Source organism: Lutimaribacter saemankumensis, from assembly GCF_900100005.1.
GTDB lineage: Bacteria > Pseudomonadota > Alphaproteobacteria > Rhodobacterales > Rhodobacteraceae > Lutimaribacter > Lutimaribacter saemankumensis.
This window is the reverse complement of the sequence record NZ_FNEB01000001.1, coordinates 887035-912828: the sequence shown is the minus strand read 5'-3', so window position 1 is coordinate 912828 and position 25794 is coordinate 887035. Positions and strand designations below refer to the sequence as shown.

Sequence of the window (25794 nt, the reverse complement as noted above, 5' to 3'; positions counted from 1 at the left end):
ACTGGATCGCGGTCAGACGCCCACGTCCGGGCCAAGGCATGTCAGCGGTTCGTCGCTGCGGTCGACCTCGTACAGTTCGCTGTCGCCCGGCTCGTTCTCGAAGCGCGCCGACAACCCGCCGGGGCCGTTGAAAAAGCTCCAGCATTGGGGAACGGTGTTGTCCTCGTAGATAAAGCAGATCTGCCCGTTTTCCTCCCACCAGACGCCGTCCTTGCACTGGCCGTCCAGAAACGACCAGCGCACGCGTTGGTTGGGAAGGTATTCCTCGGCGCCATAGGGCGTGCCGCCCTCGGCATAGGTGAATGTGCGCCCCTGCGTCAGCGCGTCGAACTCGGCCACGCCAAGCGGGGTCTGGGCCTGCACGGCGACGGGGAACAGGGCGAGGGCAAGAACCAGTCGTTTCATGGTGCCAGCCTGCCGCAAATCGCCCGGCGGCGCCAGTCACGCCGCCGCGAGCGGCAAAAGCGCGCCGCGTCACCCTTGCCCTTGCCGTTCGGCAGGTTCAGCCTGCCCCGAAAGGGGGACGGACGACATGGGTCTGATACTGGCTGGCGGGCTGCTTTGCGTGCTCTACCTGCTGCGGTTTTCATGGGATGGCGAAAGCTGGCCCAAAACCGTGGTGAAGACCGCCAGCCTGGGGCTGCCGGCGCTGGCGCTTTGGCTGATGGGCTGGCCGGGGGTGTTCGTGGCCGGGCTTGCGGCCTGCGTTTTGGGGGATTTCCTGCTCTCGCGGCCGGGCGAGGGCGCGCTCAGGGCCGGGATCGGGGCCTTTGCGCTGGGGCATGTCGCCTATATCGCGGCGATGGCGGGGCAGGGTGTGCTGTCGCCCGCCTATGTCCTGCCCGCGGCCCTGGTCGCACTGGCGGTCTCGACCGAAGCCTGGCTGATCCCGCATACCGGCGCGCTGCGCTGGCCTGTGCGTGCTTATGTCATCATCATCGTGGCGATGGGGATCGTTGCGGCGCAGACCGGGCAGGGCTGGCTGATTGCGGGGGCGGTGACCTTCATCGCGTCGGACCTTGTGCTGTCGATGCAGCTTTTCGGGTTATTGTCGGGGGCGGCGTCGCGCGTCGCGCCTTTTGCCGTCTGGGGGCTCTATGTCGCCGCGCAGGCCCTGCTTGCGCTGGGCCTCGCGCCCTGAGGGGTCTTTCAAAACCGTCTGCGAAGGGCTAGGTCAGAACAAACGCTCAAGGACCACAGCCCATGTCGCTATTCGGCAAACTCAAGGATCGCCTGTTCAAATCCTCCAAGAAGATCGAGGAGGGGCTGGATGCCATCGTCAGCGATGGCGGCACCGTCGACGAGGCCGAGCCCCTCCGCGCGGCCGAGCCCGAACCCGTGCCTGCGTCCGAACCCGAGCCGGCACCGGAACCCGAACCCACGCCCGAGCCCGAGCCGCAGCCCGAGCCCGAGCCGCAACCTGACCCGGCCCCGCAGGAACTGCCCGAGCCCCCGCAAGAGGCCCCGCAGCCTGAACTGCCCGCCGAAACGCCCGAGCCGCCGCGCGAAAGCCCCGAGGCGCCACCGGTCGAAGTTCCGCAACCCGAACCCGAGCCCACACCCGGGCCCGACGAGCGGCCCGAGCCCGCACCAGAGGTGCCGGAACCCAGCCCGCAGGAATTCCCGGAACAGCCGGCCGAGTATCCTTCGGACGCGCCGCAGGAAATGCCGCCGATGCCGGTGGAATACCCGTCCGAGATACCGTCCGAAACCATGCGCGCGGCGATCCCCGACACGCTGCCGGAACCCGGTGTGGAACGGCAGAAGCCCGGTTTCCTTGGCCGGCTGCTGGGCCGTGGCGCGGAAAAGAAACAGGTCGTGCGGCGGGTTCTGGACGACGACATGCTCGAACAGCTCGAAGAGCTGCTGATCGCGTCCGACATGGGCGTGGACACCGCGTTGCGCGTCACCGCGAACATGGCCGAAGGCCGCTTTGGCAAGCGGCTGTCGACCGACGAGATCAAGCAGATCCTCGCGGACGAGATCACGCGCGTGCTGGAACCCGTCGCGCGGCCGATGCCGCTGTTTCCCAAGAAACCGCAAGTCGTGCTGGTGGTGGGGGTGAACGGCTCTGGCAAGACCACGACGATCGGCAAGCTTGCCAGCCAGTTCAAGGCCGCCGGCAAGAAGGTCGTGATCGCCGCCGGTGACACGTTCCGCGCCGCCGCCGTCGAGCAATTGCAGGTCTGGGGCGACCGCGCCGGCGTGCCGGTTCTGACCGCGCCCGAGGGGTCCGACCCTGCCAGCCTTGCCTTCGACGCCATGACCCGCGCCGAGGCCGATGGCGCCGACCTGCTGCTGATCGACACCGCCGGCCGTTTGCAGAACCGCAAGGATCTGATGGAGGAGCTGGCCAAGATCGTCCGCGTGATCCGCAAGAAAGACCCCGAGGCCCCGCATAACACGCTTCTGGTGCTGGACGCGACGACGGGACAGAACGCGCTCAGCCAGGTGCAGACCTTCCGCGAACTGGCCGATGTGTCGGGCCTGGTGATGACCAAGCTGGACGGTACGGCCAAGGGCGGTGTTCTGGTCGCGCTGGCCGACAAGTTCGGCCTGCCGATCCATGCCATCGGCGTGGGTGAGCAGATCGACGACCTCGCGCCGTTCGATCCCGCGGAATTCGCCGCTGCGCTGACGGGGTTGGACCGCTAGGCCGCGTCGGCGGTGCGGCTGCCAGGCAGGGACCAGGGCAAGTGGGATAGTCGGCGCTCCATTTCGGCGCCTCGCTCCTGCTGTATCCTGACCGATGAGACACGCACCCGGCCGGGACGGGAAACCAGCCCTTTCCCCGCCTTGACCTTCCCCTGCCAACGGGTGTTTGTCTGGGCCCTGTCGCGCGGTGACCGAGTCGGCCGTGCCAATTCCGAAATACCGATGGAGCGCCGTCTTGCCCGCACAGGCCAATATTCTGGAAATCCGCCGCACGACCGAGATCATGGTCGAGCCCGATGGACTGGCCATGCTGCTCGATCACGACCGGATCGATCCTGCCGCCGACGAAGGCTGGCCCGAAGAGCGGCTGTTGCTTGGGGAATGTGTGCTGCTCGATGGCGACCGCGCGGTCGGGTTCGGCCGGCTGATCTGGGACGCCCATACAGACGACCTGCCGCGTGTGATCGATCTTGCCTTCGCGCCGGGTTTCCGCGCGCCGTTCTTCGTCGACACGCTGGAACAGGAACTGATCGCCGAATACGCGACCGAGGCCGAAGGTGGCGAGGTCGTGCGCGGCCATGACGGGCGCCTGATCGACATCACCCGCGCCGCGATGACCGAAGGACGGCACATGTCCGCCTACGGCCAGAGGCGCCCCCGCGCATGAGCGATTGGCTCGCCGCGGTCGAGGGCACGGAGTTCGGACGCCAGCTGGCCATGATCCTCGCCCTGACGGCGGCGTTGCTGCACGCGGCCTTCGGCGCGCTGCAAAAAGGGCGGCACGATCCCTGGCTGACGCGCGGGGCGACCGATCTGTCCTATGGCCTGATTGCCGCGCCGGTCGCGCTGTTCGTGGTGCCCTGGCCCGAGCCGCATATGTGGCCGATTTTCGCGGGCGTTTTCGTGATCCACACTGCCTACAAGTTCCTGCAGGCGATGGCCTATACGCGTGGGGCGTTCACCGTGGTCTACCCGGTGGTGCGCGGCACGGGGCCTCTGTTTACCGTGATCGGCGCCTACCTGCTGTTCGGCGAAATCTTTACACCGCTTCAATGGCTGGGGGTCGGGGTGCTTCTGGCGGGGATTTACGGGCTGGCGATCTATAACCTGCGCACGCTGACGGATGCGCGCGACACGCTTGTGCCCGCACTGGTGCTTGCGGTGCTGACCGGCCTGTTCGTGGCGCTTTACACAACCTATGACGCCTACGGTATTCGCGCGACGGCGAACCCCTTCACCTTCATTTTCTGGTTTTTCTTCATAGATGGGTGGGTGATGCCGGCGCTTGCGGCGCTGCGCTGGCGGTCGATGGACGTTCGGCCCGCCTTGCCGCCTCTGGCGGCGCGCGGTATCGCGGGGGCGCTCATTGCGTTCGGCTCTTTCGGGTCGGTGATGATGGCCACGCGGCTCGACAAGGTCGGAGAGGCAGCGGTGCTGCGCGAAACCTCGACCGTATTCGCGGCGCTGATCGGCTGGCTGATCCTGAAGGAAACCGTGGGGCCGCGCCGCATCGCGCTGATGACATTGATTGCGCTGGGCGCTGTGATAGTTGAGTTCGGCGGATAGAAAGAAAAGGGGGCCCGATGGCTGCGCGTGAGATCAACCCGATGCTTAAATCGGCTTTGGAACTGGGCCCGATCGTGGCGTTTTTCGTGGCGTACCTCTGGATCAAGGACGATGTCTTTTCCATCGGCGGGCGCGATTACAGCGGTTTCATCCTGGTGACCGCCGGGTTCATCCCGCTGATGATCGTGACAACGGGCCTGTTGTGGAAACTGACCGGCAAGCTGTCCAAGATGCAGGTCATCACGCTGGTGCTGGTGATCGTGTTCGGCGGGCTGTCGGTCTGGCTGAACGACGACCGGTTCTTCAAGATGAAGCCGACGATCATCTACCTGATCTTCGCGGGCATCCTGGGCTTCGGGCTGCTGCGTGGGCAGAGCTATCTCCAGCATGTGATGGAGGACATGATGCCGCTCGCGCCCGAAGGCTGGATGAAGCTGACGCGCCGGCTGTGCCTGTTCTTCTTCGGGTTGGCGGTGGTCAACGAAGCGGTCTGGCGCACGATGAGCACCGAGTCCTGGGTCTGGTTCAAGACATTCGGCCTGACGGCCGCTGTGTTCCTGTTCTTCATGTTCCAGGGCGACATCTTTCGCAAATATGGCGAACAGGACGACGAAACACCTGAATGATGCGTAGGGCGGGGATCACCCCGCCGCGCGGTTCAGTCCTTCTTGCCGAACAGCAGCTTTTGCGCGTCCTTGTCATGCGGCTTGCCGTCGCGCAGCTCGGCTGCCAGGGCGCGGCCGCGCTGGACCGCGGGGCGCGCGGACAGCTCGTCCAGCCAGCGCGCCATGTTGGGCTTGTCGTCCAGCACCTGCTGCTGCCCCTCCCAGAGCGAGGCCCATCCCCAGATCGCCATGTCGGCGATGGAGTAGAAATCGCCCGCGACGTAGCGGTGCCGGGCCAGTTGACGGTCCAGCACGCCATAGAGCCGCGCGACCTCGTTGCGGTAACGGTCCTTGGCGTAGGGCAGGTCTTGCGGCGGGTCCAGTTGCGGGGCGTATTTCTGGAAGTGGTGTGCCTGGCCCGCCATCGGGCCAAGGCCGCCCATCTGCCACATCAGCCATTGGTCCACGGCGATGCGGTCGCGTTCTGTCGGCCCGCAGAAATGCCCGGTCTTGCGGGCGAGGTATTGCAGGATCGCGCCGGATTCGAAGATGCCGATCGGTGCGCCGTCGGGGCCTTGCGGGTCGACGATGGCGGGCATCCGGTTGTTGGGCGAAATCGCCAGGAAGTCCGGCTTGAACTGGTCGCCCTTGCGGATGTCGACAAGATGCAGGGTATAGGGCAGGCCCATTTCCTCCAACGCGATGGAGACTTTCCATCCGTTGGGTGTGGGCCAGAAATACAGATCGATCGGGTCTTGCATGGTCGCGCCTTTCTGACTGCCGCAGTCAGGATGACGGTTTCCAGGCAAAGGGCAAGGGCAGTGTCACACGAGGCGGATCAAGCAGTCGTGACCATCGCGGCTGCGGGGTGTCGGGCAGCCGCCTGCGCAACTGCGCCAAGGGCAGGGCATCGGGGTCGGTCAGAAGCGCGCGGTAAAGATCGAAAATGCCGGGCCGCATGTAGGACGACCAGTGGCAGATGCGCCCGCGCGGGGCGGCGATCGGAAAGCCGCACGCGGTCAGGGCGGCCAGTGTGCCTGGATTGTCGATCTGCAGGGACAGCGCGTTCGGGCGCATCGGCAGGCCATGTCCGATCACCCGGTCGCCGGGAACGGGCGGTGCGACCAGCCGTTCGAACAGGAAATCGAAAAGATCGTTCTCGCGGCTGGTGATGTTGATCAGCTCCATATCCCGGCCTGCGGAGCTGTCCAGCGCCGCGGCCGCGTTCGCGGCGTATTCGGCGCCGCTCAGGACGATCACGCGCGACAGGGCGCCTGACGCCAGGTGTGGCACCGCCGCCAGCACCACGCGTGCGCCAAGCGAATGGGCGATGGCGTGAACCGGCCTGTGTGGGGCGGCGCGGCGGATCGTCGTTATCACCCGGGCCAGCGCGGCACCCGCATCGGCCGCCTGCTGCCAGGCTTGCCAGATCGTGCCCCGCGCGGGCCAGCCATAGGCCAGCGCCAGCATACTGTCATCGTCTGCGCCCAAGTGCCGGGGCCAGCTTATCACCTTGCGGCCGTGCCCGGCCGCGGCAGACAGTATGAGCCGGTGCGGGCAATGGCGGCGGTGACCAGGTTCGTAGGTGTAGCCATGCGTCATGATCACGACGGGCCCGTCCCCATCCGCCAGCATGTCGGCCTCGGGAAGGCCCTGCAGGCCCGACTTGTGCATGTTGATCTCTAGCAGAGCCATTCGCGCCACCCACAAGATGTTGTGGCTGGAGATAGGCGGTGGCTGCGACAGCGATGTGACGGTTTTGTCACCGCACCGTGACGCTTGACGCGCCCCGGTACCGGGCGTAAACCCCACCCCGTGGCGATTTGTTACCGGATTGCGGGCCACGTTAAAGATGCCGCTAAAGAGGTCAGACGCAAGGGCCCCCTTTCGCTTGACCGCGACCGGGGGTTTTTTCATGGGGTTCGACGCCCCGGAGGATGCGTGATGAAAAAAGACTGGAACGCCCGTACCAAGCTGGTTCACGGCGGCACCCGCCGCAGCCAGTACAACGAGGTGAGCGAGGCGATCTTTCTGACCCAGGGCTTCGTTTACGACAGCGCCGAGCAGGCCGAGGCGCGGTTCGTGCAGTCGGGGCCCGACGAATTCATCTATGCCCGCTACGGCAATCCGACCGTTGCGATGTTCGAAGACCGGATTGCCGCGCTGGAAGGGGCCGAAGACGCCTTTGCCACCGCCAGCGGCATGGCGGCGGTCAACGGCGCGCTGACATCGGTCCTGCGCGCGGGCGATCATGTCGTGGCGGCGCGCGCTCTGTTTGGATCGTGTCTTTATATCCTCGAGGAAATCCTGCCGCGCTACGGGGTCGAGGTGACGCTGGTCGACGGCACCGACCTCGATCAGTGGCGCGCGGCCGTGCGCCCCGACACCCGCATCTGCTTTTTCGAGTCGGTTTCGAATCCCACGCTTGAAGTTATTGATATCGCAGGCGTTTCTGAAATTGCGCACGGTGTCGGCGCGCTTGTTATCGTTGACAACGTCTTTGCCACCCCGGTCTTTTCCCGCGCGCTGGAGCAGGGCGCCGACGTGGTCGTCTATTCCGCGACCAAACATATCGACGGGCAGGGCCGTGCTCTGGGCGGCGTGATCCTCGGGACGCGCGAATACATCCGCAAGACGGTCGAACCCTACATGAAGCACACGGGCGGTTCGATGTCGCCGTTCACGGCGTGGATCATGCTCAAGGGTTTGGAAACCATGGATCTGCGCGTACGTGCGCAGGCTGCGACCGCACAGGCCCTGGCCGAGGCGCTGTCGGGCGACGACCGCCTGGCGCAGGTGATCTATCCCGGCCTGCCGGGCCACCCGCAGCACGATCTGGCCATGGCGCAGATGGGGGCGGGGGGCACGGTTCTGTCCCTCGATCTGAAAGGCGGGCAGGAGGCAGCGTTCCGGTTCCTGAACGCGCTTCACATCGTCGTGATCTCGAACAATCTCGGAGATGCGAAATCCATCGCGACCCACCCGGCCACCACCACGCATCAACGCCTGCCGGACGCGCAAAAGACCCTGCTGGGCATAACCCCAGGGCTGGTGCGGTTGTCTTGCGGGCTCGAGGATGCGGGCGACCTGATCGCCGATATCCGGGCTGCGCTCGACGCGGTCTAGGCAACCCCGGCGGGTGATCCGACATGTCGTTTCCGGCGTACTACCTTTCGAAATTGGAAATACTTGGGACAACACCCTAAGTTACTCCTGCGAGCACAACGCGAAGGGGCCGCGCCATGAACATTCATACGCCTGATATCGACCGCCAGCCGGACCGCGACGATGCGCGCGAGGCGCTGATGCGGCTGCGCCAGTGGGCGGAAAAGGCGAGCGCCGAGGAAATCAGCGATCTCGACCCCGCGATCGCGCGTCTTCTGCCGGGGGCGGGCGCGGCGAAATATCCTGCGCTCAGCCGTGAATATCCTGACGGATTCACCGTCGACACCGCCTACAAGGCATCGCTGCCGGATCTGCAGAACGGGCCGTCCAGCCTGATCCGCGGTGCAAAACAGCAGATTCAGCATGTGGGAATCAGCAATTTCCGCCTGCCGATCCAGTATCACACCCGCGACAACGGCGATCTGACGCTGGAAACCAGTGTCACCGGGACGGTCAGTCTCGAGGCCGACAAGAAGGGCATCAACATGTCCCGGATCATGCGGTCCTTCTACAAACATGCCGAAAAGACCTTTTCCTTCGGTGTGATCGAAGCCGCGCTCGAGGATTACAAGACCGACCTGGAAAGCTTTGACGCGCGTATCCAGATGCGGCTGTCCTATCCGGTCAAGGTGCCGTCGCTGCGGTCCGGGCTGTCAGGCTATCAGTATTACGACATCGCGCTGGAACTGGTCGAGCGCGCGGGTGTGCGCAAGAAGATCATCCATCTCGATTACGTGTATTCGTCGACTTGCCCCTGTTCGCTGGAATTGTCCGAACATGCGCGCATGTCGCGGGGGCAATTGGCCACGCCGCATTCGCAGCGTTCGGTCGCGCGGATCTCGGTCGAACTGGCCGAAGGCGATTGTTTGTGGTTCGAAGACCTGATCGACATGGCCCGCGAGGCCGTGCCGACCGAAACCCAGGTGATGGTCAAGCGCGAGGATGAACAAGCCTTTGCCGAATTGAACGCCGCCAACCCGATCTTTGTCGAAGATGCCGCGCGGCTGTTTTGCGAGCAACTCAAGCGTGACGAGCGCGTGGGCGATTTCCGCGTCATCGCCAGTCATCAGGAAAGCCTGCACAGCCACGATGCGGTCAGCGTTCTGACCGAAGGCGACACCTTTGCCTGCGAAAGCCTCGATCCGCGGCTCTTTGCATCGCTGTTCCACGTCGGTTGAGCGCTGCGCGCGTTTTGGGCAGCGGCCCCGGACTTTGCTGAAATACCCGGCACCATGATCAGATATTCGGGCCGTCCTGTGGGGCGGCCCGGTTTTTTTGGGGCTGCATGTGTCACGATCGGGCCAATGTCGTGCGGGTGTTACCCGCCGCGCGTAGACCCGAGAAAAAGCCCAAGGAGCGTCAGAATGGTCTCTGTTCCCCTTCCCGTGAAGTTCAGCTGGTATGCCTACCACTATACCGTCAACGCGATCGAGGCGCAGATGCGCATGACCCACGCCTGCTGGATGGCGATGTTGCAGGCCCATCCGCTGGCACCGCACGACCTGTCCGAGGTGAGCAAGGCGCCCTCCGGGCGTTTGTCGCGCCCGGCCAAGCCGCGTCGCGCGGCCCGGCCGAAACCGGCGCAGGCGAAACCCGCAAAACCCGCCCGCAAGGCAAGCCGGCCGCGCCCGGCGGCAAAGGCCGCGGTTGCGGAAACGGTCACTGCGGCGCCACCGCCGAAACCGGTTGACGCGGCCAAGCCCGCCGAGAAGTCGGCTGAGGCACCGAAACCCGTCACCAAGGCCGCGGAACCGGAACCCAAGGCCGCCAAGCCAGCAAAGGCCGCGCGCAAGGGCAAGAAACGCGCACCATCGGCCCCGCCGCCGATGCCCAATGGACGGCACGACGGCTGATCAGGGTTGCACAGCCCGCAAGGCGGGTATTCCGCCTTGTGGGTAGCAAGGTCAGAGAACGTGACCTAAATTCACTGTCAGGGAGGGAACCGAAAACTGCAAAGGAAAGGTTCCGACAATGGCAACTCTGACGACGAACACCACCGAAACACGCAATCCGCTGGCCGCATTCGGCGTGGCGGTCCTCAACTGGTTCGAAAATTACGCCGAGGCGAAATCGCGTCGCGCCGAAATGCAGGCGCTCGAAGCGAAAACCGACGAGGAACTGGCCGCGATGGGCCTCAAGCGCGACGGCATCGCACATCACGTTTTCCGCGACCTCTACTACGTCTGATCGCGGTGGCAGGGCTGGCGGCGTTCCCTTCGCCGGCCCTTCCGCAGCGGACGCGCGCATCCTGCCGCTTGACAGCACGGCGCGCTGCCGCCAAGCCTTCGATCCATGTTGGACCCGCGCCCCGTCGGATATGTGATCGGCCTGCTTGTCGCCGTTCTTGGCTTGATGATGATTCCGCCGATGCTGGTGGACATCGCCGAAGGCCGCGAACACTGGCCGGTATTCTTCGAAAGCGCGGTGCTGACCTTTCTGACCGGCGGCCTTGTCGCGCTGGCCTGCCAGAACACTCGGCATCAGGAAATATCGATCCGGCAGGGCTTTCTGCTGACGGTGGGCACATGGGTGGCCTTGCCGGTCTTCGCGGCGCTGCCCTTCATGCTGGGCGAAACGGACGCCCGTTTCGTCGATGCCCTGTTCGAGGCGATGTCAGGGCTGACCACCACCGGCACAACTGTCTTTTCCGGCCTCGATGATCTGCCCAAGGGGCTGCTGCTGTGGCGCGGCATCCTGCAATGGCTGGGCGGGTTGGGGATCGTGATCGTCGCCATGCTGTTCCTGCCGATCATGCGGGTCGGCGGCATGCAATTCTTCAAAAGCGAAAGCTTCGACACGCTGGGCAAGGTGATGCCCCGCGCCATCGACATCTCGAAGGCGCTGCTGGCGACCTATCTCGCGCTGACGCTGCTGTGCGTGTTCACTTATATCGGGCTTGGCATGGACCCGTTCGAAGCGACGGTGCACGCCATGACAACGGTGTCGACCGGGGGCTTTTCAACCACCGACGCGTCGTTCAGCGCCTATGGCGGGCCTATTCACTATGCCGCCCTGTTGTTCATGTTCTTGGCCTCGGTTCCCTTCGTGCGGCTGATGTTGATCGGGTCGGGGCAAGTGCGCCCGCTGCTCAGTGATTTCCAGGTGCAGGTCTATGCGCTGCTGATCCTGGTGTCGGTGGTGCTGATCTTCATGCTGCGCGTGGCGCAGGGCGAACCCTTCGACGAGGATCATTTCCGCCACATCGCCTTCAACGTCGTGTCGATCTTTTCGGGCACGGGGTTCGGCGATGGCGACGTGACGCTGTGGGGAGCGGCCCCGGTCGTGGTGTTGCTGACCGTGGGCGCGATCGGGGGATGCACCGGATCGACCGGCTGTTCGCTCAAGATCTTTCGCTATCTCGTGCTGTTCAAGGCGCTGGCGGCGCAGATGCGCCTGATCGGCAGCCCGCACCGGGTGGTGTCGATCAGGCTTGGCGGGCGTCCGATCGAACGCGACGTGATCGAATCCGTCATGCTGATCTTTACCATGTTCATCCTGACCTACGGGGTCATGTCCGTGGCGCTGGCGCTGACGGGGTTGCCATTCATGGAAGCCACCACAGGCGCCTGGACCTCGATCTTCAATATCGGCCCGGCCTTTGGCGAACTGGTCGACGACAGCGGCGCGCTCAGCGCCTTTCCCGATGCCGCCAAGTACATCATGACATTCGGCATGCTGGCAGGCCGGCTGGAAATCGTCGTCGTCTACGTGCTGTTCACGGCGACCTTCTGGCGGGGTTGAACGCCCCGCCGATCAGTCCCGCGTTCCCGCGAAACGCTGCTGCCAATCCTCGCGTGCGTCGTCGCTTATCTTGGCAAACAGGTTGTCCGGCACCGTGAACGCGTGGCCGGCCGGCATCCGTTCCAGCGCCTGCGCGACATCGCCCGGCCATTCGGCATCGACCTTCATCGCGTCCAGCATCGTTTCGGCGGTAAAGGGAATGAACGGCGCCGACAGCACGGCATAAAGCGGGATCAGGTTCAGCGCGAACCGGATCTGCGCCGCCGCCCGTTCGGGATCTTCCTTGAAGGTGGCCCAGGGCGCGGCCTCTTGCAGGTATTCGTTGCCGGCCACCCAGATCGCGCGCAATTCCGCTGCCGATTTGCGCACGTCCATCGATTCCATGTGGCCTTCATACGCGCGGATGCGGGTGGTCAGTTCGTCGATCACGGCGGTTTCCTGTGTGCCCCAGGCGCCGCCTTCGGGCACCTCTTCGCCGAATTTCGAGCGGCAGAACTTGGTCACGCGGCTGACGAAGTTGCCCAGCACGTCGGCCAGGTCCTTGTTCACGGATGCCTGGAAGTTTTCCCAGGTGAATTCCGCGTCCGACGATTCCGGCGCATGGCTGAGCAGCCACCAACGCCAGTAATCGGCGGGCAGGATGTCCAGCGCCTGGTCCATGAAAACGCCGCGCCCGCGCGAGGTGCTGAACTGGCCGCCGTCGTAGTTCAGGTAGTTGAAGCTTTTGATGTAATCGACCAGTTTCCACGGCTCGCCCGATCCCAGGATCGTCGCGGGGAAGGACAGGGTGTGGAAGGGGACATTGTCCTTGCCCATGAACTGGGTATAGGTGACGTCCTCGGCGCCCTTGTCGGTGCGCCACCAGCGGGCCCAGTCGTCGCCTTTGCCCTCGTTCACCCATTCCTGCGCGCAGGCGATGTATTCGATCGGCGCGTCGAACCAGACATAGAACACTTTGCCTTCCATGCCGGGCCAGTCCTCGTCGCCACGTTTCACGGGGATGCCCCAGTCGAGGTCGCGCGTGATGCCGCGATCCTGCAGCCCATCGCCGTCGTTCAGCCATTTCTTGGCGATCGATGTGGTCAGGATCGGCCAGTCCGTCTTGGAATCGATCCACGCCTCGAGCTGGTCCTTCATCTGGCTCTGGCACAGGTAAAGGTGCTTGGTTTCGCGCATTTCCAGGTCGGTCGCGCCCGAGATCGTGGAATGCGGATTGATCAGGTCCACCGGGTCAAGCTGCTTGGTGCAATTGTCACACTGGTCGCCCCGCGCGCTTTCGAAGCCGCAATTGGGGCAGGTGCCTTCGATATAGCGGTCGGGCAGGAATCGGCCGTCGGCCTGCGAATACATCTGCGTTTCGCTGACTTCGCGGACCAGTCCGTTTTCATACAGCTTGCCCGCGAAATGCTGGGTCAGCTTGTGGTTTTCCGGGCTCGACGAGCGGCCGAAATGATCGAAAGACAGACCGAACCCGTCTGCGATGCGGGCCTGCACCTCGTGCATCTCGGCGCAGTATTCGGCCACCGGCTTGCCCGCCTTGGCGGCCGCCAGCTCGGCGGGGGTGCCGTGTTCGTCCGTGGCGCAGAGAAACAGCACCTCGTGCCCGCGCCCGCGCTGGTAGCGTGCGAAAAGATCGGCGGGCAGCTGGCTGCCCACGAGGTTGCCGAGGTGTTTGATCCCGTTGATGTAAGGGATGGCCGATGTGATGAGATGCCGTGCCATGTCCATGCCTTCCGTCGCGTGTTGCGCCCCCTTTACCGCAGCTTGCGGGCAGGGGCCAGTGGGCACGGTTTTCCTGCGTAGCGCCGGCGGCTAGCGCCCTTCGCGGTCGCGACCGGTCAGCCGCCCGATCAGGAAGGACGTGCGCGGTGCATAGACGTAACGCGTCCGCCGCCGGGCCGCGGGCCGTGCGCGCATCCGCACCAGGCCGAACACCACCAGCACCGCGTGGCCCACCGCGATCATCACGAACATGGCGGGCGGGCCGTAGGCGTCGATCAGCCAGGAGGCCACCAGCGGCGCGGCGATCGCCCCAAGCGCGAAATGGAACATCAGCGCTGCCGACAGCTCGACCCGTTCCGACGTGTCTGCAAAGTCATGCGCGTGGGCGGCGGCCACCGAATAGATCGGGAATGTCGTCAACCCGAACAGCCCCGCCGTCAGCAGCACCTGTGTCGTGGTCAGGTCATGCGTCAGCGCGGTCAGCGTGCTGCTGCAGATCGCGGCCACCGACAGCCAGATCAGCACCCAGCGCCGGTCATACTTGTCGGCAAGCCATCCCACCGGGTATTGCGCCAGCGCGCCGCCTGCGACGAAGGCCGCGAGGAACCATGCGATCTGGTCGGTCTGTAAACCGACGCCCGTGCCGTAGACCGGCCCCACCATGCGGAACGATGCGCTCGACAGTGCGGCCACGATCACGCCCGCAGCCGCCAATGGTGACCGTGTGACCGCCAGCATCGGGCGCAGCCGCGGCGCGTCGGGGGTTTCGGGTTGCGCCGTGGTTGTCAGGGTCAGAGGCAGCAGCGCCGCGCAGCAGATCAGCGCCAGCAGGTTGTAGGACACGTAGGAAGCCGGTTCGAGCACCGAGATCACCATCTGCGCCATCAGCGATGCGCCCATGTCCGCGACGCGGTAGGTACCCATCGCGCGGCCGCGTGTCTCGTTCGTGACCTTGGCCTGAAGCCAGGCTTCTATCACCGTGTAGCAACCGGCCACGCAGAATCCCGATGCCACCCGCATCGCCGCCCAGGCCAGCGGGTCGATCACCAGCATATGCGCCAGAAGCCCGATCGCCCCCGTGGCGGTAAAGGCGGCAAAGGCGCGGCTGTGTCCGACCGAGCCCATCATCCGTGGCGCCCACCAGCAGCCGATGAAGAAGCCCAGGAAATGGGCCGAACCCAGCAGGCCGATCTCGGCCGTGGTGAAATTCAGAACCAGCCCCGACAGCGCATCGAGCGGCCCCACGCCCCCGGTGGAAAGCTGCAACAGGATGACCGACAGAAACAGGGCCGCGAAAGAAATGATCATGCGCATGACAGGGGCAGCATCGCAGCCCGGTCAGGGATCGCAAGCAGGTTGCCGACAGGTAATGTCGTTTTCTGCCGGGGCCGGTCAACCCTTCGGTCCCGCCGGCACGAGGCCGCGTTTCCCGTCCTGTTCGACCAGGTTCCAGCCCTGCGGGGGCAGGGTGCGGGCGCGGCGCCGCTCCAGCCGCCAGCGCAGCGCGTCGCCCTCATGTGCGGGGGCCATGTGCCAGCGGCTTTCCACCCCCGGTGCCCCGCCATCGCCTGGCGTCAGGATCAGGCCCAGCGGCGCCTCGGCCGCAGCCTCCGCCGCCAGGTGCAGCCGCCGCACGGGCGTCAGGCCGGGCGGGCCGGGCAGGTCGGCCACCACCAGCGGCGCGGCCCCGCTGCGCAGCGCCTCTTCCATGCACCACAGGACATCTTCGGGGCGGGTGGGGGCGGCGAATAAAAACCGCTTGGGATCAGCCCACGGAACCATGCCGCAGGGGTTGGGCTGCGTGCCGGACCAGGCCGGCGCGATCCACAGCACCGGCCCGTCAAGCGCACCTGCGATCCACAGTGCGCAGGTCCACCGGGCCGGTCCGCACAGTTCGTGCAGGCGGCCTGTGGCCAGGGCCATCTGCGGGTCGGGCGCAATGGTTGGCGCGGCGCGGTGCGGCCTGCGGGACAGGGTGTGAACGGTCATGAATCAAAGTATAAATGTTCCCTTAATGTTCTCAATGCCGGATCGTAATTTTCCCGGTGACATATTCAAAAACTGCGTTACGATGATCGAATAAAAAGGGAGGACGCGAATGAAACATCTGATAACCGCCGCCGCACTGGCCCTGACCCCGATTGCCGCTTGGGCCGAGGGGCAGTTGCACAAGATCGCCGTGCATGTGAACCAAAACGATCCACATACGCTGAACATGGCGCTCAACAACGTGCAGAACCTGTACAAATACTATGAGTCCCAAGGGTATACGGCGCAGATTGAAATCGTCGCCTATGGCCCCGGCCTGCAGATGCTGATCGACGGAGCCAGCCCCGTGGGCGAACGTGTCAGCACCATGGCGTTGCAGCACGACAGCCTGACATTCTCGGCCTGTGGCAACACCATCGCGAAGATGAGCCAGAAGGCCGGCAAGGACATCACGCTGCTCGACGAGGCACAGGTCGTGCCCTCGGGCGTCGTGCGCCTGGTTGAGCTGCAGGATCAGGGCTTCGCCTACATCCGGCCCTGAGTCATTATGCCCGGCTGGCAATTTCCGCTGGCCGGGCTAGTCTGCCCCCAACGCGAAACGAGGGGACGGACAGTATGAAGAAGAACCCGCTGGGCCGCACCGGCCTGATGGTCAGCGAATTGTGCCTCGGCACGATGACATTCGGCACCCAGACCGATGCCGCGACGGCCCATGCCCAGATCGACCGCGCGCTGGCGGCGGGCATAAATTTCATCGACACGGCCGAAATGTATCCGGTCAACCCGGTGTCGCCCGAAACCGTGGGCCGCACCGAAGAGATCATCGGCGACTGGATCGCGGCGAATCCGGCAAGGCGCGGTGAGTTCGTTCTGGCCACGAAACATCCGGGCGAGGGGTCGGCCATCCGGCCCGGCGGGACGCCGATGATTTCGTCAAAAACCATCGCACAATCGGTCGAAGGGTCGCTGCGGCGGTTGAAGACGGACGTGATCGACCTCTACCAGTTTCACTGGCCCAATCGCGGCAGCTACCAGTTCCGCCGGAACTGGACATACGATCCGTCGGGGCAGAACCGCGCAGACACCATCGCGCATATGGAAGACGCGATGGGCGCGCTGGCGCGCGAGGTGGAAAAGGGCAATATCCGTCATTTCGGCCTTTCGAACGAATCCGCCTGGGGCACGACCATGTGGTGCATGGTGGCCGACCGCGTGGGCGGGCCACGCCCCGCAAGCATCCAGAACGAATACTCGCTGCTCTGCCGACTGTTCGATACCGATCTGGCGGAAACGGCGGTGAACGAGGATGTCTGCCTGCTGGCGTTCTCACCGCTCGGAGCGGGTTTCCTGACCGGGAAATACCAGGGCGGCACGGTGCCGGATGCCTCGCGCATGTCCTTGAACCCGGAGATGGGCGGACGCAAAACAGATCGCGTTTTCAAAGCCGTGCAAGCCTATCTTGATCTTGCGCGTGAATATGGGGTTGATCCCATCCACATGGCGCTGGGGTGGGCCGCGCGGCGGCCCTTCATGACCTCGGTCATCTTCGGCGCAACCACGCTGACCCAGCTTGACCATGCGCTCGAAGGTGTGGGGCTGGAGCTGAGCGACGATCTGCTTTCGGGTATAGACGCGGTGCATCGGGCGCATCCGATGCCCTACTGACCCCCTTTCCCCGGGCCGCGATTTCGGCCAACACTGCGGCAAGCAACAAGCCCGGGGAGAGACGCGATGCCACTTTCAATGAACCGCGAGGTGTTCATCACCTGTGCCGTCACGGGATCGGGCGCGACACAGGACAGATCGCGCCACGTCCCGCGCAGCCCGGCCGAGATCGCCGCCAGCGCCATCGACGCGGCGCGCGCGGGCGCGGCTGTCGTGCATTGCCATGTGCGCGATCCCGAAACCGGCGCGCCGTCGCGGCGGCTGGACCTCTATCGCGAGGTGATGGAGCGCATCCGCGAGGCAGAGGTCGACGTTGTGCTGAACCTGACGGCCGGCATGGGCGGCGACATCGTCTTTGGCAGCCCCGAGTCGCCCTTTCCCCTGAACGAGGATGCCACCGACATGATCGGCGCGGCCGAGCGGGTCGAGCACATCAAGCAATGCCTGCCCGAGATCTGCACGCTGGATTGCGGCACGATGAATTTCGCCGAGGCCGATTACGTGATGACCAACACGCCCGGCATGCTGCAGGCCATGGGCCGGATGATGACGCATCTGGGCGTCAAACCAGAGATCGAGGCCTTCGACACCGGGCATCTGTGGTATGCCAAGCAGCTTGTGGCCGACGGGGTGCTGGACAGCCCCGCCCTGGTGCAGCTTTGCATGGGGGTGCCCTGGGGCGCGCCGGACGACCTCAATACCTTTATGGCGATGGTGAACAACGTGCCCGACGACTGGACGTTTTCGGCGTTTTCGCTGGGCCGCAACCAGATGGCCTATGTCGCGGCGGCGGTATTGGCGGGCGGCAATGTGCGCGTGGGGCTGGAGGATAACCTGTGGCTCGACAAGGGTATGCTTGCGACCAACGCCCAACTGGTCGAACGTGCTGTAACCATTATCGAAAACATGGGCGCGCGGGTGATCGGCCCTCAAGAGGTGCGCGCAAAACTGGGCCTGCAGAAACAGGCCCCGGCGGCGTGAGCGCCTGCCGCGACATCAGGGGCGCCGCCCGTAGGACAAAGGCGCTGGCGCTGGTTTTCCTGCTGCTGCCGGCCTGCATGCCCGCGCCGCTGGACGATGCGGTTTTACGCGACCGGGACGCCCCGATATCATCGCAGGTCGACGTGACCGAGGCACGCCTGTCGGGCGACTGGCGCGTCCGGGTGGCGCCGCTGGTCGGGCCGGTCGTGGCGGGGGACATCCTGCGCCTTCGCGAGGATGACCTGCTGATGTCCGGGCCGGGCCGGTTCGAAGTGACGCAAGGCCCGTTGAAGGGGCGACTCCTGTGGGTGCTGTGGCTGGATGCCGACAATCGCACCGCGGCAATCGGCGCGCCGGACGGGCGGATCGGCTGGATCATGGACCGTTCCCCGCGGGGCGGGGCGGACCGGATCGCCGCCGCGCGCGGGATCATGGAATGGCAGGGCTATGACATGGCCCGGATGAAAGAGGTGAGTGGATGAGCGGCAAGGCGGCAATCGTCGGGGGCGGCGTGATCGGGGGCGGTTGGGCCGCGCGGTTCCTTCTCAATGGCTGGGACGTGGCGGTGTTCGACCCCGACCCGCAGGCCGAACGCAAGCTGGGCGAAGTGCTGGAAAACGCGCGCCGTTCGCTGCCGGGCCTTGGCGATGTGGCGCTGCCGTCCGAGGGGCAGCTGCGGTTCTGCGCCTCGCTTGCCGAGGCCGTGGACGGCGCCGACTGGGTGCAGGAAAGCGTGCCCGAGCGGCTGGAATTGAAGCACCGTGTCCTTGCCGAATTGGCGGGGCATGTGCGCGCGGATACGGTGATCGGGTCGTCAACATCCGGTTTCAAGCCGTCGGAGTTGCAAGAAGGGCAGGCGCTGGCGGGCCAGATCGTCGTCGCGCATCCGTTCAATCCCGTCTACCTGCTGCCGCTGGTCGAGATCGTCGGCTCACCCGCCAACGATCCGGCATTCATCGAAGATGCCTGCGCACGGCTGACCGCACTGGGCATGAAGCCCTTGCATATCCGCGCCGAGATCGACGCGCATATCGCCGACCGGCTGCTCGAGGCCGTCTGGCGCGAGGCGTTGTGGCTGGTGCGCGACGGGATCGCCACCACCGAAGAGATCGACGACGCGATCCGGTTCGGGTTCGGCCTGCGTTGGGCGCAGATGGGCCTGTTCGAAACCTACCGGATCGCCGGGGGCGAGGCCGGGATGCGGCATTTCATTTCGCAGTTCGGCCCCTGCCTGCAATGGCCATGGACCAAGTTGATGGACGTGCCCGAACTGACCGACGACCTGATCGAGCGGATCGCCGGGCAATCCGATGCGCAGTCCGGTACACATTCGATCCGCGAGCTGGAGCGCATCCGCGACGGCAACCTTGTCGGTATGATGCGGGCGCTGGCGCTGAACGACTGGGGGGCCGGTGCGCTTCAGAATGCCCATGATGCCGCGCGGGCGCAGGCCGCCGGGTTGGTGGACCATGTGGGCGCGCTGTCCGATCCGTCCCTGCCGGTGCTGACATTGACGCGTGCCGTGCCGCTGGACTGGATCGATTACAACGGCCACATGACCGAAGCACGGTATCTGGATGCCTTCGCGCAGGCGACCGACCGGCTGATGCGCATGGTGGGCTGCGATGACAGCTATATCGCGGAAGGTGGCAGTTTCTTTACGGTCGAAACCCATATCCGGCATCTCGACGAGGTGCGCGCAGGCGCGCCGATCACAGTGCATACGCGCGTGCTGGAGGGGGCGGGCAAGAAAATGCACCTGTGGCACGAGATGCAGTCGGACGGGCGGCTTCTGGCCACGGGTGAGCACATGTTGCTGCATGTCGATCTTGCCACCCGCCGCGCTTCGCCGCCCGCGCCGCAAGTTGCCGGCGCGCTGGAACGGCTGGCCGCAGCCCATGCCGCGCTGCCCTTGCCCGAAGGTGCGGGGCGCGGCGTCGGTGCCCCCCGCTAGGGCGGAATCAGCGGATTTCGTCGCGCAGACGGCGCAGGTGGCCGGGCAGGTCGCGGGCGCTGATGGACGCCTCGCGCACAAGCTGGTCGAAATGGACGACAAACGCCTGCACCCGCACGGAATCGCGGAATGCCAGGTAGTTGCGGCCGACATAGAGAACGGCCAGCAGCGGGCCGAACACCGTGAGCGGCGCGGAATACAGCCGCCGGGCGTCGAACAGGTAAATGCGCATGCGCGGATAGAACTGGTCGTAAAGCGAAAGGATGCGGTCGATCTGGTCACGGCGCACTTGCGCGGGCAGCCCGCTGTAATAGCCTTCGCCGCGCGCGAAACTGTCGATTTCATATAGCGGCATGGCAATTTCGTAATCCGAATGCGCGCCGCGCATCCACGCCAGCCGGTCTTCGGATGCGCCGATCGCCTGTTCGGCGGTGCGGCCCAGATGGGGGCTGTATTCCCATTCCAGCATCGGGCGGGTTTTCAGCATGTCTGGCAGCGCTGCGGGAACATGGCGGATCTTGTAGCCCGCGGCCTCGCGATGCCAGTCGAAGATCTGTTCGTCGACAAGGGCGCGGGGGGCTTCGGTCACGGTCAGCGAGTTTGCCAGCAGGTCGGCGGCGCTTTCGGGCCGGTCCGAGAGTGACAAAAGCCAATCCGACGACACGCCAAGCGCGGCAGCGCATTCGCCCACGACCTGCGCGTTGGGCAGCCGCGCGCCATCTCCGCCAAGAAGCTGCGAAATGGTCGAGCGATCCACCCCGATCATGCGGGCCAGTGCGCTCTGGCTGGTGGCGCTGCGCTCCATCGCCTGGGCCAGTCGCGCACGGAAGGTTTCGGCGCGGGTGCGCTTGTCGATTTTTTCGTGCATATGGTGACTAATATCATCAATCGTGAAAATTGTTAATCATATTCGGAATTCTGAAATCTGCGGTGATGCTCTAGCAAGGGATTGAATTCACGACAGAAACAGACAGGGGGCAAGGTGACCGGCGGAAAATCGGGGCGGCAGGGCGATCTGAGGCATGCGGATGCAGTGGAATGGCCGACGCTGGCGTTGCTGACGTTGAGCTATGCGCTCTGGGCGCTGGGCACGACCTGGGTCGCGGCATTGTGGCTGCCTGCGGGCATGGTCCTGGTCACCTTTGCCGCGGCGCTGCATTCCTCGCTCTGTCACGAGGCGCTGCACGGGCACCCGTTCCGGCGCGCGTGGCTGAACGAGGCGCTTGTTTTCCCCGCTCTGGGCCTGGCCATCCCTTATCGCCGTTTCCATGACACGCATCTGGCGCATCACCATGACGAAATCCTGACCGACCCCTATGACGACCCGGAGTCGAACTATCTGGACCCGGCTGTATGGGCGCGTCTGCCGGGCTGGCAGCGGTCGGTGCTGCGGGTGAACAACACACTGCTGGGGCGCATGGTTCTGGGTCCGCTGGTGGGGCAGGTGGCGTTCATGGCGGCGGACTGGCGGCTGATCAGGGCCGGTGCGCCGGGGGTGCTGGCGGCCTGGCTGTGGCATGTGCCGGCGGTGACGCTGGTGCTGTGGTGGATCGGCACAATCGGGCAGATGCCGGTCTGGGCCTTCCTGCTGTCCAGCTATGCCGCGTTGTCGATCCTGAAAATCCGCACATTCCTGGAACATCGCGCACATGACCGCGCCCGCGCCCGCACCGTCATCATCGAGGACCGCGGGCCACTGGCGCTCATGTTCCTGAACAACAACCTGCATGTGGTCCATCACATGCATCCGCGGGTGGCCTGGTACAAGCTACCCGCGTTGTACCGGCGTCACCGTGATCATTACCGCCGCCGGAACGAATCCTATGTCTACCGCTCCTACACCGAGGTTTTCCGGCGCTACCTGTTCAAGGCAAAAGACCCGGTGCCGCATCCGATCTGGCGCCGGGGGTAAATCCGGGGCAGAAGGGGCCGCATGGAACCATGGGTCTGGGTCACTTTCTGCGCCGCCGCCTTTCAAACGGTGCGATTCATGCTGCAAAAGCAGCTTTCCGCCGCCGCGCTTTCGGCGGCGGGTGCCACGTTCGCGCGCTTTGTGTTCAGCGCGCCGCTGGTGTTGCTGCTGGTGCCTGTCTACCTGTGGGCCTCTGCACAGACGTTGCCGGGGCTGAACGGTACGTTCTGGGCCTACGCGCTGACCGGCGGGCTGGCGCAGATCCTGGCCACGGTCTGTGTGGTGCTGCTGTTCAAACGGCGCAACTTTGCGGTCGGCATCACCTTCAAGAAAACCGAGGTCGTGCAGACCGCGCTGGTCGGATTGATCGTGCTCGGCGAAGGCGTGAGCCTGGGCGCGCTGGCGGCGATCCTGCTGGGGTTGTTCGGGGTGCTGATGTTGTCCGACATGCCCGAGATCGACGGCAACTGGCGCCGGCGGGTGATGAACCCGGCGGCGGGGTTGGGGCTGCTGTCGGGGGTGCTGTTCGCGGTATCCGGTGTGACCTATCGCGGCGCGTCGCTGGAACTGGCCAGCGACGATCCGGGCCTGCGCGCGCTGGTGACGCTGGCGGCGGTCGCGACGTCACAGATGATTGGCCTTGGCGCTTGGCTGCTGTGGCGGGAACCGGGGCAGGTGGGGCGCGTGCTGTCCGCGCACAAATCGGCCAAGTGGATCGGCCTGACCTCGATGGCGGGCAGCCTGTGCTGGTTCACCGCCTTCACCTTGCAAAACGCGGCCTACGTGAACGCCGTGGGTCAGGTCGAGCTGGTATTTTCGCTGGCCGTGTCGGTGCTGGTCTTCGGCGAAAAGCTGACCGGGAAAGAATTGGGCGGGATCGCGCTGGTCACTGGAAGCGTGCTGGCGCTGATCCTGCTGGTCTGACTTATTTGTAGTCGTGCTTGCGCCCGGTCAGCGGGCCGACGCCACCAAGGCGCAGGAACAGGCTTTCTTCCTCGTTGTTACGAAAGAACGGAACGCTTTGGGGCGGCTCGGGGTCGTGCGCACGGGCGGCGACCTCGGCCAGGACGACCTCGGTGATGAAGGGCAGGTCGAACTTGCGCACCTCGGGCAGCCGGACCCATTGCAGGTGCGAAAGCTCGTCGCAGGCGGCCGAGAAATCGTCGAGATCGCTGGCCACCTCGTCGGCGTCGATCAGGAAAAACCGCGCATCGAAGCGGCGCGGGCGTCCGGGCGGCGTGATGGCGCGAAAGACGAATTGCAGCGGATGGGCGGACGGCACGTGCCCGGTTTCGGCAAACCCCGCCCAGTCGGCGGGCACCTCGCCCGGCCAGTCGCCGGGCTGGCCGAGTATCAGGCCGGTTTCCTCCCACAATTCGCGGATCGCGGCGGCCGACAGGGCATGGATCAGCGACGGATCGGCATCTTCGGCCAGGCGCGCGCGGCATATTTCCGGCATCTGGCTGGCCAGCGGCACATCGGCATCCTCGGCATCGACCGCCCCGCCCGGAAAGACGAACTTGTTGGGCATGAACGCAGCCGCCGATCCGCGCTGACCCATGAGGACATGCGGGTCGTCATGGCGGTTGCGCAGCACGATCACCGTGGCTGCGTTGCGGATGGCGGTCTTGTCGATTGTCATGGTGCTCCCCTCGTAGGTGGGGGCGTCTTTCAGCCGGGTTTTGCGAACCCGTGCATGTATCGGGCCCACTGGAACCCGATCATCGCCCCTTTCAACCTGGGCAGAAGGTAGAGGGAGAGCGCGACACAGCCAATAGCGAAAATGGTGAAAAGGATCAGCGGCTCGGGGCGGAACTGCACAAAGACGATATGCAGAAGCGGCGCCATGATGTGCCCGACGATCAGGATCGTCAGGTAGGCCGGCCCGTCATCGGCGCGGTGGTGGAACAGTTCCTGCTTGCAGACCGGGCAGCTGCGTCGAACGTTCAGATAGCCCTTCATCAGCGGGCCGCTGCCGCAATTCGGGCATTTCTGCCGCCAGCCCTTCCAGACGGCGGGCCAGGTCTCACGGTCGTCGACCTGTGACGTGTGATCAAACATGTTCGGTTCCCTCGTTCGCACGACGCATACAATGGGGGATCGGGGCCGGTGCTGAAAGGGGACGAGATGTCCTTGCGGCGGGATGTCGCAAAAATGCGGCTATCACGGCTGCGTGAGCGATGAGGTTTTGTGCGACGGAAAGCCGGGGTGGCCCCGTTTGAACCCACAGAACCGGGGAAGATACAGCCCCGGTCGGAACCGAAAAACAACGGAGTGACGCAATGAAACCTGCAATCCTGATTCCCGGCCTGGCCGTGGCCATCATCGCCGGCACCGCGGTTCTGGCAAGCCCGATGGGCGGCATGGGCCGCGACGGTGGTCCGCGTTTCGATTTCGAGGCGATGGATGCCGACGGTGACGGCAAGCTGACCCGCGCCGAGATCGAGGCGGGCGCCAAAGCGCGCTTTGCCGAAAGCGACACCGATGGCGACGGCGCGCTGAGCGCCGAGGAAATGGTCGCCGCTGCACAGGCCCGCGCCGCCGAACGCGCCGCCGAGCGTCACGCCAGGATGCTGGCGTGGCGCGACAGTGACGGCGACGGCAAACTGAGCTTCGAAGAGATGGGTGGCGCCCGCATGGTGCGCATGCTGGAGCGTGTGGATGCCGATGGCGACGGGGCCGTGACCAAGGATGAAATGGCCCGGATGCGCGACAGGATGGGCGAGCGTGGTGAGCATCGCGGCTTTGGCAAGCGTGATCATCACGAGCACGGCCATGGCGATGGCGAAGGATACCACCATATGCGCGACTGATTGCGCCAGACGGGGCCGCGCGTGGCGCGGCCCCGATTGTGGTTTTCGTGGTTGCGGGGTAGGCCGGACGGGTGATGAAAATGCCGTTTGACGCCATGGACGATGTGCCCGACGAGGCCTTGCTGACGCTGTTCGCAAACGGCGACGGTACGGCTGCGCGGGCCCTGACGCTGCGCATGACGCCGCGGGTCATGGCCCATGCCTATCGCCTGCTGGGCGACCGGGACGAGGCCGAAGACGTGGCGCAGGAGGCAATGATGCGGCTCTGGCGCATCGCCCCCGAATGGCGGCAGGGCGAGGCGAAGGTCACAACCTGGCTCTATCGGGTGGTGGCGAACCTCTGCACCGACCGGCTGCGCCGGCGGCGCGGCGTGGATTTGGATGCCGTGCCGGAGCCCGAGGACGACGCGCCCGGGGCCGAGCAGGGGTTGTTGCAGCAGGCGCGTGCGGATGCGTTGCAGATGGCGCTCGGTCTACTGCCCGAACGGCAGCGCCAGGCGGTGGTGTTGCGGCATATCGAAGGGTTATCCAACCCCGAGATCGCCGAGATCATGGAAATAGGCGTGGAGGCGGTGGAATCGCTGACCGCGCGGGGAAAACGGGCGCTGAGCGATGCTTTGGCATCGCGACGCGCGGAACTGGGGTTCGATGATGGCTGGGACTGACAGGAACGAAACCGGGCTCGAGACCTTCTTCGAGTCCGCGCGCGCGACGGCGCCGGGCCCTTCGGGGGATTTGATGGCACGCGTCCTGGCGGATGCCGAGGCCGTACAGGCTGCCAGGGTCAAGGCCCCTGCGCGGCGCGGCCCGCGCGTCCGGTTCGCGCAATTGCGCGAGGCGATCGGCGGCTGGCCGGCAATGGCCGGACTGGTCAGTGCCGGCTTGGCCGGATTGTGGTTGGGGGTAAGCCCGCCCGCCGCGTTGAACGATTTGCCGTTGGCCGGTTTCGGCGCGGGCGAGTCTGCGTTGGTCGGCATGTTGCCGGGGGTCGAGTTGGACCTTCTGGCGTTGGAAGAGGGGTAAGCG

The 25794-nt window shown here is 65.2% G+C and carries 29 protein-coding genes and 1 riboswitch; of the genes, 20 read left to right on the top strand and 9 right to left on the bottom strand.

Going from position 1 to position 25794, the window contains the following annotated elements:
- Positions 1 to 12: 12 nt before the first annotated feature.
- On the bottom strand, positions 13 to 405 hold the full coding sequence (locus BLT50_RS04530; RefSeq protein WP_090026834.1) for a hypothetical protein: 393 nt from the start codon (positions 403 to 405) through the stop codon (positions 13 to 15).
- A gap of 127 nt (positions 406 to 532) precedes the next feature.
- Between BLT50_RS04530 and BLT50_RS04525 the strand changes: the two genes are divergently transcribed.
- The 5 genes from BLT50_RS04525 (at position 533) to BLT50_RS04505 (ending at position 4847) form a co-directional block, all read left to right on the top strand.
- Positions 533 to 1141 (top strand): lysoplasmalogenase family protein, encoded by a 609-nt coding sequence (locus BLT50_RS04525; protein ID WP_175491392.1) that lies wholly within the window; start codon positions 533 to 535, stop codon positions 1139 to 1141.
- A 62-nt stretch (positions 1142 to 1203) separates the two neighbouring features.
- Positions 1204 to 2655: a signal recognition particle-docking protein FtsY gene (gene ftsY / locus BLT50_RS04520; protein ID WP_090026830.1), complete on the top strand. Its 1452-nt coding sequence runs from the start codon at positions 1204 to 1206 to the stop codon at positions 2653 to 2655.
- 187 nt (positions 2656 to 2842) lie between these two features.
- Positions 2843 to 3322 (top strand): hypothetical protein, encoded by a 480-nt coding sequence (locus BLT50_RS04515; RefSeq protein ID WP_139170468.1) that lies wholly within the window; start codon positions 2843 to 2845, stop codon positions 3320 to 3322.
- Positions 3319 to 4221 (top strand): EamA family transporter, encoded by a 903-nt coding sequence (locus BLT50_RS04510; RefSeq protein ID WP_090026826.1) that lies wholly within the window; start codon positions 3319 to 3321, stop codon positions 4219 to 4221. Before BLT50_RS04515 ends, BLT50_RS04510 begins: the two co-directional genes overlap by 4 nt.
- 17 nt (positions 4222 to 4238) lie before the next feature.
- Positions 4239 to 4847, top strand: coding sequence for an inner membrane-spanning protein YciB (locus BLT50_RS04505; RefSeq protein ID WP_090026824.1), 609 nt, complete (start codon positions 4239 to 4241; stop codon positions 4845 to 4847).
- Positions 4848 to 4879: 32 nt separating this feature from the next.
- Here BLT50_RS04505 and BLT50_RS04500 read toward each other — a convergent pair whose 3' ends face one another.
- Positions 4880 to 5587 carry a glutathione S-transferase N-terminal domain-containing protein gene (locus tag BLT50_RS04500; RefSeq protein WP_090026822.1) on the bottom strand — a complete coding sequence of 236 codons (708 nt, stop codon included), beginning with the start codon at positions 5585 to 5587 and terminating at the stop codon, positions 4880 to 4882.
- Positions 5588 to 5612: 25 nt separating this feature from the next.
- Positions 5613 to 6521: a DUF726 domain-containing protein gene (locus tag BLT50_RS04495; protein WP_090026820.1), complete on the bottom strand. Its 909-nt coding sequence runs from the start codon at positions 6519 to 6521 to the stop codon at positions 5613 to 5615.
- A gap of 110 nt (positions 6522 to 6631) precedes the next feature.
- A riboswitch (SAM riboswitch) is annotated at positions 6632 to 6709 on the top strand.
- Positions 6710 to 6770: 61 nt separating this feature from the next.
- Between BLT50_RS04495 and metZ the strand changes: the two genes are divergently transcribed.
- From metZ to BLT50_RS04470, 5 genes are all read left to right on the top strand, one after another.
- Positions 6771 to 7952 carry an O-succinylhomoserine sulfhydrylase gene (gene metZ / locus BLT50_RS04490; RefSeq protein WP_090026818.1) on the top strand — a complete coding sequence of 394 codons (1182 nt, stop codon included), beginning with the start codon at positions 6771 to 6773 and terminating at the stop codon, positions 7950 to 7952.
- A 116-nt stretch (positions 7953 to 8068) separates the two neighbouring features.
- Positions 8069 to 9169 carry a GTP cyclohydrolase FolE2 gene (gene folE2, locus BLT50_RS04485; protein WP_090026816.1) on the top strand — a complete coding sequence of 367 codons (1101 nt, stop codon included), beginning with the start codon at positions 8069 to 8071 and terminating at the stop codon, positions 9167 to 9169.
- A 186-nt stretch (positions 9170 to 9355) separates the two neighbouring features.
- A complete protein-coding gene (locus BLT50_RS04480; protein WP_139170467.1) occupies positions 9356 to 9844 on the top strand; it encodes a hypothetical protein in 489 nt (162 codons plus the stop codon).
- 118 nt (positions 9845 to 9962) lie between these two features.
- Complete coding sequence (locus tag BLT50_RS04475; protein ID WP_090026813.1) at positions 9963 to 10178, top strand: hypothetical protein; 216 nt, start codon at positions 9963 to 9965, stop codon at positions 10176 to 10178.
- Positions 10179 to 10283: 105 nt separating this feature from the next.
- Positions 10284 to 11732, top strand: a complete 1449-nt coding sequence (locus BLT50_RS04470; protein ID WP_090026811.1) for a TrkH family potassium uptake protein — start codon at positions 10284 to 10286, stop codon at positions 11730 to 11732.
- Between the two features lie 12 nt (positions 11733 to 11744).
- On the opposite strand, the gene metG is transcribed toward BLT50_RS04470, so the two are convergent.
- The 3 genes from metG to BLT50_RS04455 all read right to left on the bottom strand — a co-directional run bounded on the left by metG (position 11745) and on the right by BLT50_RS04455 (position 15443).
- Positions 11745 to 13454, bottom strand: coding sequence for a methionine--tRNA ligase (gene metG, locus BLT50_RS04465; RefSeq protein ID WP_090027103.1), 1710 nt, complete (start codon positions 13452 to 13454; stop codon positions 11745 to 11747).
- Between the two features lie 90 nt (positions 13455 to 13544).
- Positions 13545 to 14768, bottom strand: a complete 1224-nt coding sequence (locus BLT50_RS04460; RefSeq protein ID WP_090026809.1) for an MFS transporter — start codon at positions 14766 to 14768, stop codon at positions 13545 to 13547.
- Positions 14769 to 14846: 78 nt separating this feature from the next.
- A complete protein-coding gene (locus tag BLT50_RS04455; RefSeq protein ID WP_090026807.1) occupies positions 14847 to 15443 on the bottom strand; it encodes an ImuA family protein in 597 nt (198 codons plus the stop codon).
- Between the two features lie 109 nt (positions 15444 to 15552).
- Here BLT50_RS04455 and BLT50_RS04450 point away from each other — a divergent pair, with 109 nt between their 5' ends.
- From BLT50_RS04450 to BLT50_RS04430, 5 genes are all read left to right on the top strand, one after another.
- Positions 15553 to 15984, top strand: coding sequence for a DsrE family protein (locus BLT50_RS04450; protein WP_090026805.1), 432 nt, complete (start codon positions 15553 to 15555; stop codon positions 15982 to 15984).
- Between the two features lie 74 nt (positions 15985 to 16058).
- A complete protein-coding gene (locus tag BLT50_RS04445; protein ID WP_090026803.1) occupies positions 16059 to 17108 on the top strand; it encodes an aldo/keto reductase in 1050 nt (349 codons plus the stop codon).
- A 66-nt stretch (positions 17109 to 17174) separates the two neighbouring features.
- The gene (gene bcoG, locus BLT50_RS04440) at positions 17175 to 18089 is read left to right on the top strand and encodes a 3-dehydrocarnitine:acetyl-CoA trimethylamine transferase BcoG (protein ID WP_090026801.1); all 915 of its coding nucleotides are present in this window, start codon (positions 17175 to 17177) and stop codon (positions 18087 to 18089) included.
- Positions 18086 to 18571: a lipocalin family protein gene (locus BLT50_RS04435; RefSeq protein ID WP_090026800.1), complete on the top strand. Its 486-nt coding sequence runs from the start codon at positions 18086 to 18088 to the stop codon at positions 18569 to 18571. Before bcoG ends, BLT50_RS04435 begins: the two co-directional genes overlap by 4 nt.
- Positions 18568 to 20043: a carnitine 3-dehydrogenase gene (locus BLT50_RS04430; protein ID WP_090026798.1), complete on the top strand. Its 1476-nt coding sequence runs from the start codon at positions 18568 to 18570 to the stop codon at positions 20041 to 20043. The genes BLT50_RS04435 and BLT50_RS04430 overlap by 4 nt, the downstream gene beginning before the upstream one ends.
- Before the next feature lie 7 nt (positions 20044 to 20050).
- On the opposite strand, the gene BLT50_RS04425 is transcribed toward BLT50_RS04430, so the two are convergent.
- Positions 20051 to 20911 (bottom strand): helix-turn-helix domain-containing protein, encoded by an 861-nt coding sequence (locus BLT50_RS04425; RefSeq protein WP_090026796.1) that lies wholly within the window; start codon positions 20909 to 20911, stop codon positions 20051 to 20053.
- A gap of 114 nt (positions 20912 to 21025) precedes the next feature.
- Here BLT50_RS04425 and BLT50_RS04420 point away from each other — a divergent pair, with 114 nt between their 5' ends.
- Both BLT50_RS04420 and BLT50_RS04415 read left to right on the top strand, forming a co-directional pair.
- The gene (locus BLT50_RS04420) at positions 21026 to 21955 is read left to right on the top strand and encodes a fatty acid desaturase (RefSeq protein WP_245723274.1); all 930 of its coding nucleotides are present in this window, start codon (positions 21026 to 21028) and stop codon (positions 21953 to 21955) included.
- Positions 21956 to 21976: 21 nt separating this feature from the next.
- Positions 21977 to 22879, top strand: coding sequence for a DMT family transporter (locus BLT50_RS04415; protein ID WP_090026794.1), 903 nt, complete (start codon positions 21977 to 21979; stop codon positions 22877 to 22879).
- A 1-nt stretch (position 22880) separates the two neighbouring features.
- On the opposite strand, the gene BLT50_RS04410 is transcribed toward BLT50_RS04415, so the two are convergent.
- The gene (locus tag BLT50_RS04410) at positions 22881 to 23597 is read right to left on the bottom strand and encodes an NUDIX hydrolase (protein WP_090027099.1); all 717 of its coding nucleotides are present in this window, start codon (positions 23595 to 23597) and stop codon (positions 22881 to 22883) included.
- A 29-nt stretch (positions 23598 to 23626) separates the two neighbouring features.
- On the bottom strand, positions 23627 to 24016 hold the full coding sequence (locus BLT50_RS04405) for a DUF983 domain-containing protein (protein ID WP_090026792.1): 390 nt from the start codon (positions 24014 to 24016) through the stop codon (positions 23627 to 23629).
- A gap of 221 nt (positions 24017 to 24237) precedes the next feature.
- Between BLT50_RS04405 and BLT50_RS04400 the strand changes: the two genes are divergently transcribed.
- The 3 genes from BLT50_RS04400 to BLT50_RS04390 all read left to right on the top strand — a co-directional run bounded on the left by BLT50_RS04400 (position 24238) and on the right by BLT50_RS04390 (position 25791).
- On the top strand, positions 24238 to 24768 hold the full coding sequence (locus BLT50_RS04400; protein WP_090026790.1) for an EF-hand domain-containing protein: 531 nt from the start codon (positions 24238 to 24240) through the stop codon (positions 24766 to 24768).
- Between the two features lie 74 nt (positions 24769 to 24842).
- Entirely contained in the window at positions 24843 to 25433 is a 591-nt protein-coding gene (locus BLT50_RS04395; RefSeq protein WP_090026788.1) for an RNA polymerase sigma factor, read from the top strand.
- Positions 25434 to 25506: 73 nt separating this feature from the next.
- Positions 25507 to 25791 carry a hypothetical protein gene (locus BLT50_RS04390; RefSeq protein WP_139170466.1) on the top strand — a complete coding sequence of 95 codons (285 nt, stop codon included), beginning with the start codon at positions 25507 to 25509 and terminating at the stop codon, positions 25789 to 25791.
- Positions 25792 to 25794: the final 3 nt, after the last annotated feature.

Bases quoted from the DNA above. Each gene is read 5' to 3' on its own strand.
- BLT50_RS04530 (WP_090026834.1), bottom strand. From the start codon at position 405: ATGAAACGACTGGTTCTTGCCCTCGCCCTGTTCCCCGTCGCCGTGCAG.
- BLT50_RS04525 (WP_175491392.1), top strand. From the start codon at position 533: ATGGGTCTGATACTGGCTGGCGGGCTGCTTTGCGTGCTCTACCTGCTG.
- ftsY (WP_090026830.1), top strand. From the start codon at position 1,204: ATGTCGCTATTCGGCAAACTCAAGGATCGCCTGTTCAAATCCTCCAAG.
- BLT50_RS04510 (WP_090026826.1), top strand. From the start codon at position 3,319: ATGAGCGATTGGCTCGCCGCGGTCGAGGGCACGGAGTTCGGACGCCAG.
- BLT50_RS04505 (WP_090026824.1), top strand. From the start codon at position 4,239: ATGGCTGCGCGTGAGATCAACCCGATGCTTAAATCGGCTTTGGAACTG.
- BLT50_RS04500 (WP_090026822.1), bottom strand. From the start codon at position 5,587: ATGCAAGACCCGATCGATCTGTATTTCTGGCCCACACCCAACGGATGG.
- BLT50_RS04495 (WP_090026820.1), bottom strand. From the start codon at position 6,521: ATGGCTCTGCTAGAGATCAACATGCACAAGTCGGGCCTGCAGGGCCTT.
- metZ (WP_090026818.1), top strand. From the start codon at position 6,771: ATGAAAAAAGACTGGAACGCCCGTACCAAGCTGGTTCACGGCGGCACC.
- folE2 (WP_090026816.1), top strand. From the start codon at position 8,069: ATGAACATTCATACGCCTGATATCGACCGCCAGCCGGACCGCGACGAT.
- BLT50_RS04480 (WP_139170467.1), top strand. From the start codon at position 9,356: ATGGTCTCTGTTCCCCTTCCCGTGAAGTTCAGCTGGTATGCCTACCAC.
- BLT50_RS04475 (WP_090026813.1), top strand. From the start codon at position 9,963: ATGGCAACTCTGACGACGAACACCACCGAAACACGCAATCCGCTGGCC.
- BLT50_RS04470 (WP_090026811.1), top strand. From the start codon at position 10,284: ATGTTGGACCCGCGCCCCGTCGGATATGTGATCGGCCTGCTTGTCGCC.
- metG (WP_090027103.1), bottom strand. From the start codon at position 13,454: ATGGCACGGCATCTCATCACATCGGCCATCCCTTACATCAACGGGATC.
- BLT50_RS04460 (WP_090026809.1), bottom strand. From the start codon at position 14,768: ATGCGCATGATCATTTCTTTCGCGGCCCTGTTTCTGTCGGTCATCCTG.
- BLT50_RS04455 (WP_090026807.1), bottom strand. From the start codon at position 15,443: ATGACCGTTCACACCCTGTCCCGCAGGCCGCACCGCGCCGCGCCAACC.
- BLT50_RS04450 (WP_090026805.1), top strand. From the start codon at position 15,553: ATGAAACATCTGATAACCGCCGCCGCACTGGCCCTGACCCCGATTGCC.
- BLT50_RS04445 (WP_090026803.1), top strand. From the start codon at position 16,059: ATGAAGAAGAACCCGCTGGGCCGCACCGGCCTGATGGTCAGCGAATTG.
- bcoG (WP_090026801.1), top strand. From the start codon at position 17,175: ATGCCACTTTCAATGAACCGCGAGGTGTTCATCACCTGTGCCGTCACG.
- BLT50_RS04430 (WP_090026798.1), top strand. From the start codon at position 18,568: ATGAGCGGCAAGGCGGCAATCGTCGGGGGCGGCGTGATCGGGGGCGGT.
- BLT50_RS04425 (WP_090026796.1), bottom strand. From the start codon at position 20,911: ATGCACGAAAAAATCGACAAGCGCACCCGCGCCGAAACCTTCCGTGCG.
- BLT50_RS04415 (WP_090026794.1), top strand. From the start codon at position 21,977: ATGGAACCATGGGTCTGGGTCACTTTCTGCGCCGCCGCCTTTCAAACG.
- BLT50_RS04410 (WP_090027099.1), bottom strand. From the start codon at position 23,597: ATGACAATCGACAAGACCGCCATCCGCAACGCAGCCACGGTGATCGTG.
- BLT50_RS04405 (WP_090026792.1), bottom strand. From the start codon at position 24,016: ATGTTTGATCACACGTCACAGGTCGACGACCGTGAGACCTGGCCCGCC.
- BLT50_RS04400 (WP_090026790.1), top strand. From the start codon at position 24,238: ATGAAACCTGCAATCCTGATTCCCGGCCTGGCCGTGGCCATCATCGCC.
- BLT50_RS04395 (WP_090026788.1), top strand. From the start codon at position 24,843: ATGAAAATGCCGTTTGACGCCATGGACGATGTGCCCGACGAGGCCTTG.
- BLT50_RS04390 (WP_139170466.1), top strand. From the start codon at position 25,507: ATGGCACGCGTCCTGGCGGATGCCGAGGCCGTACAGGCTGCCAGGGTC.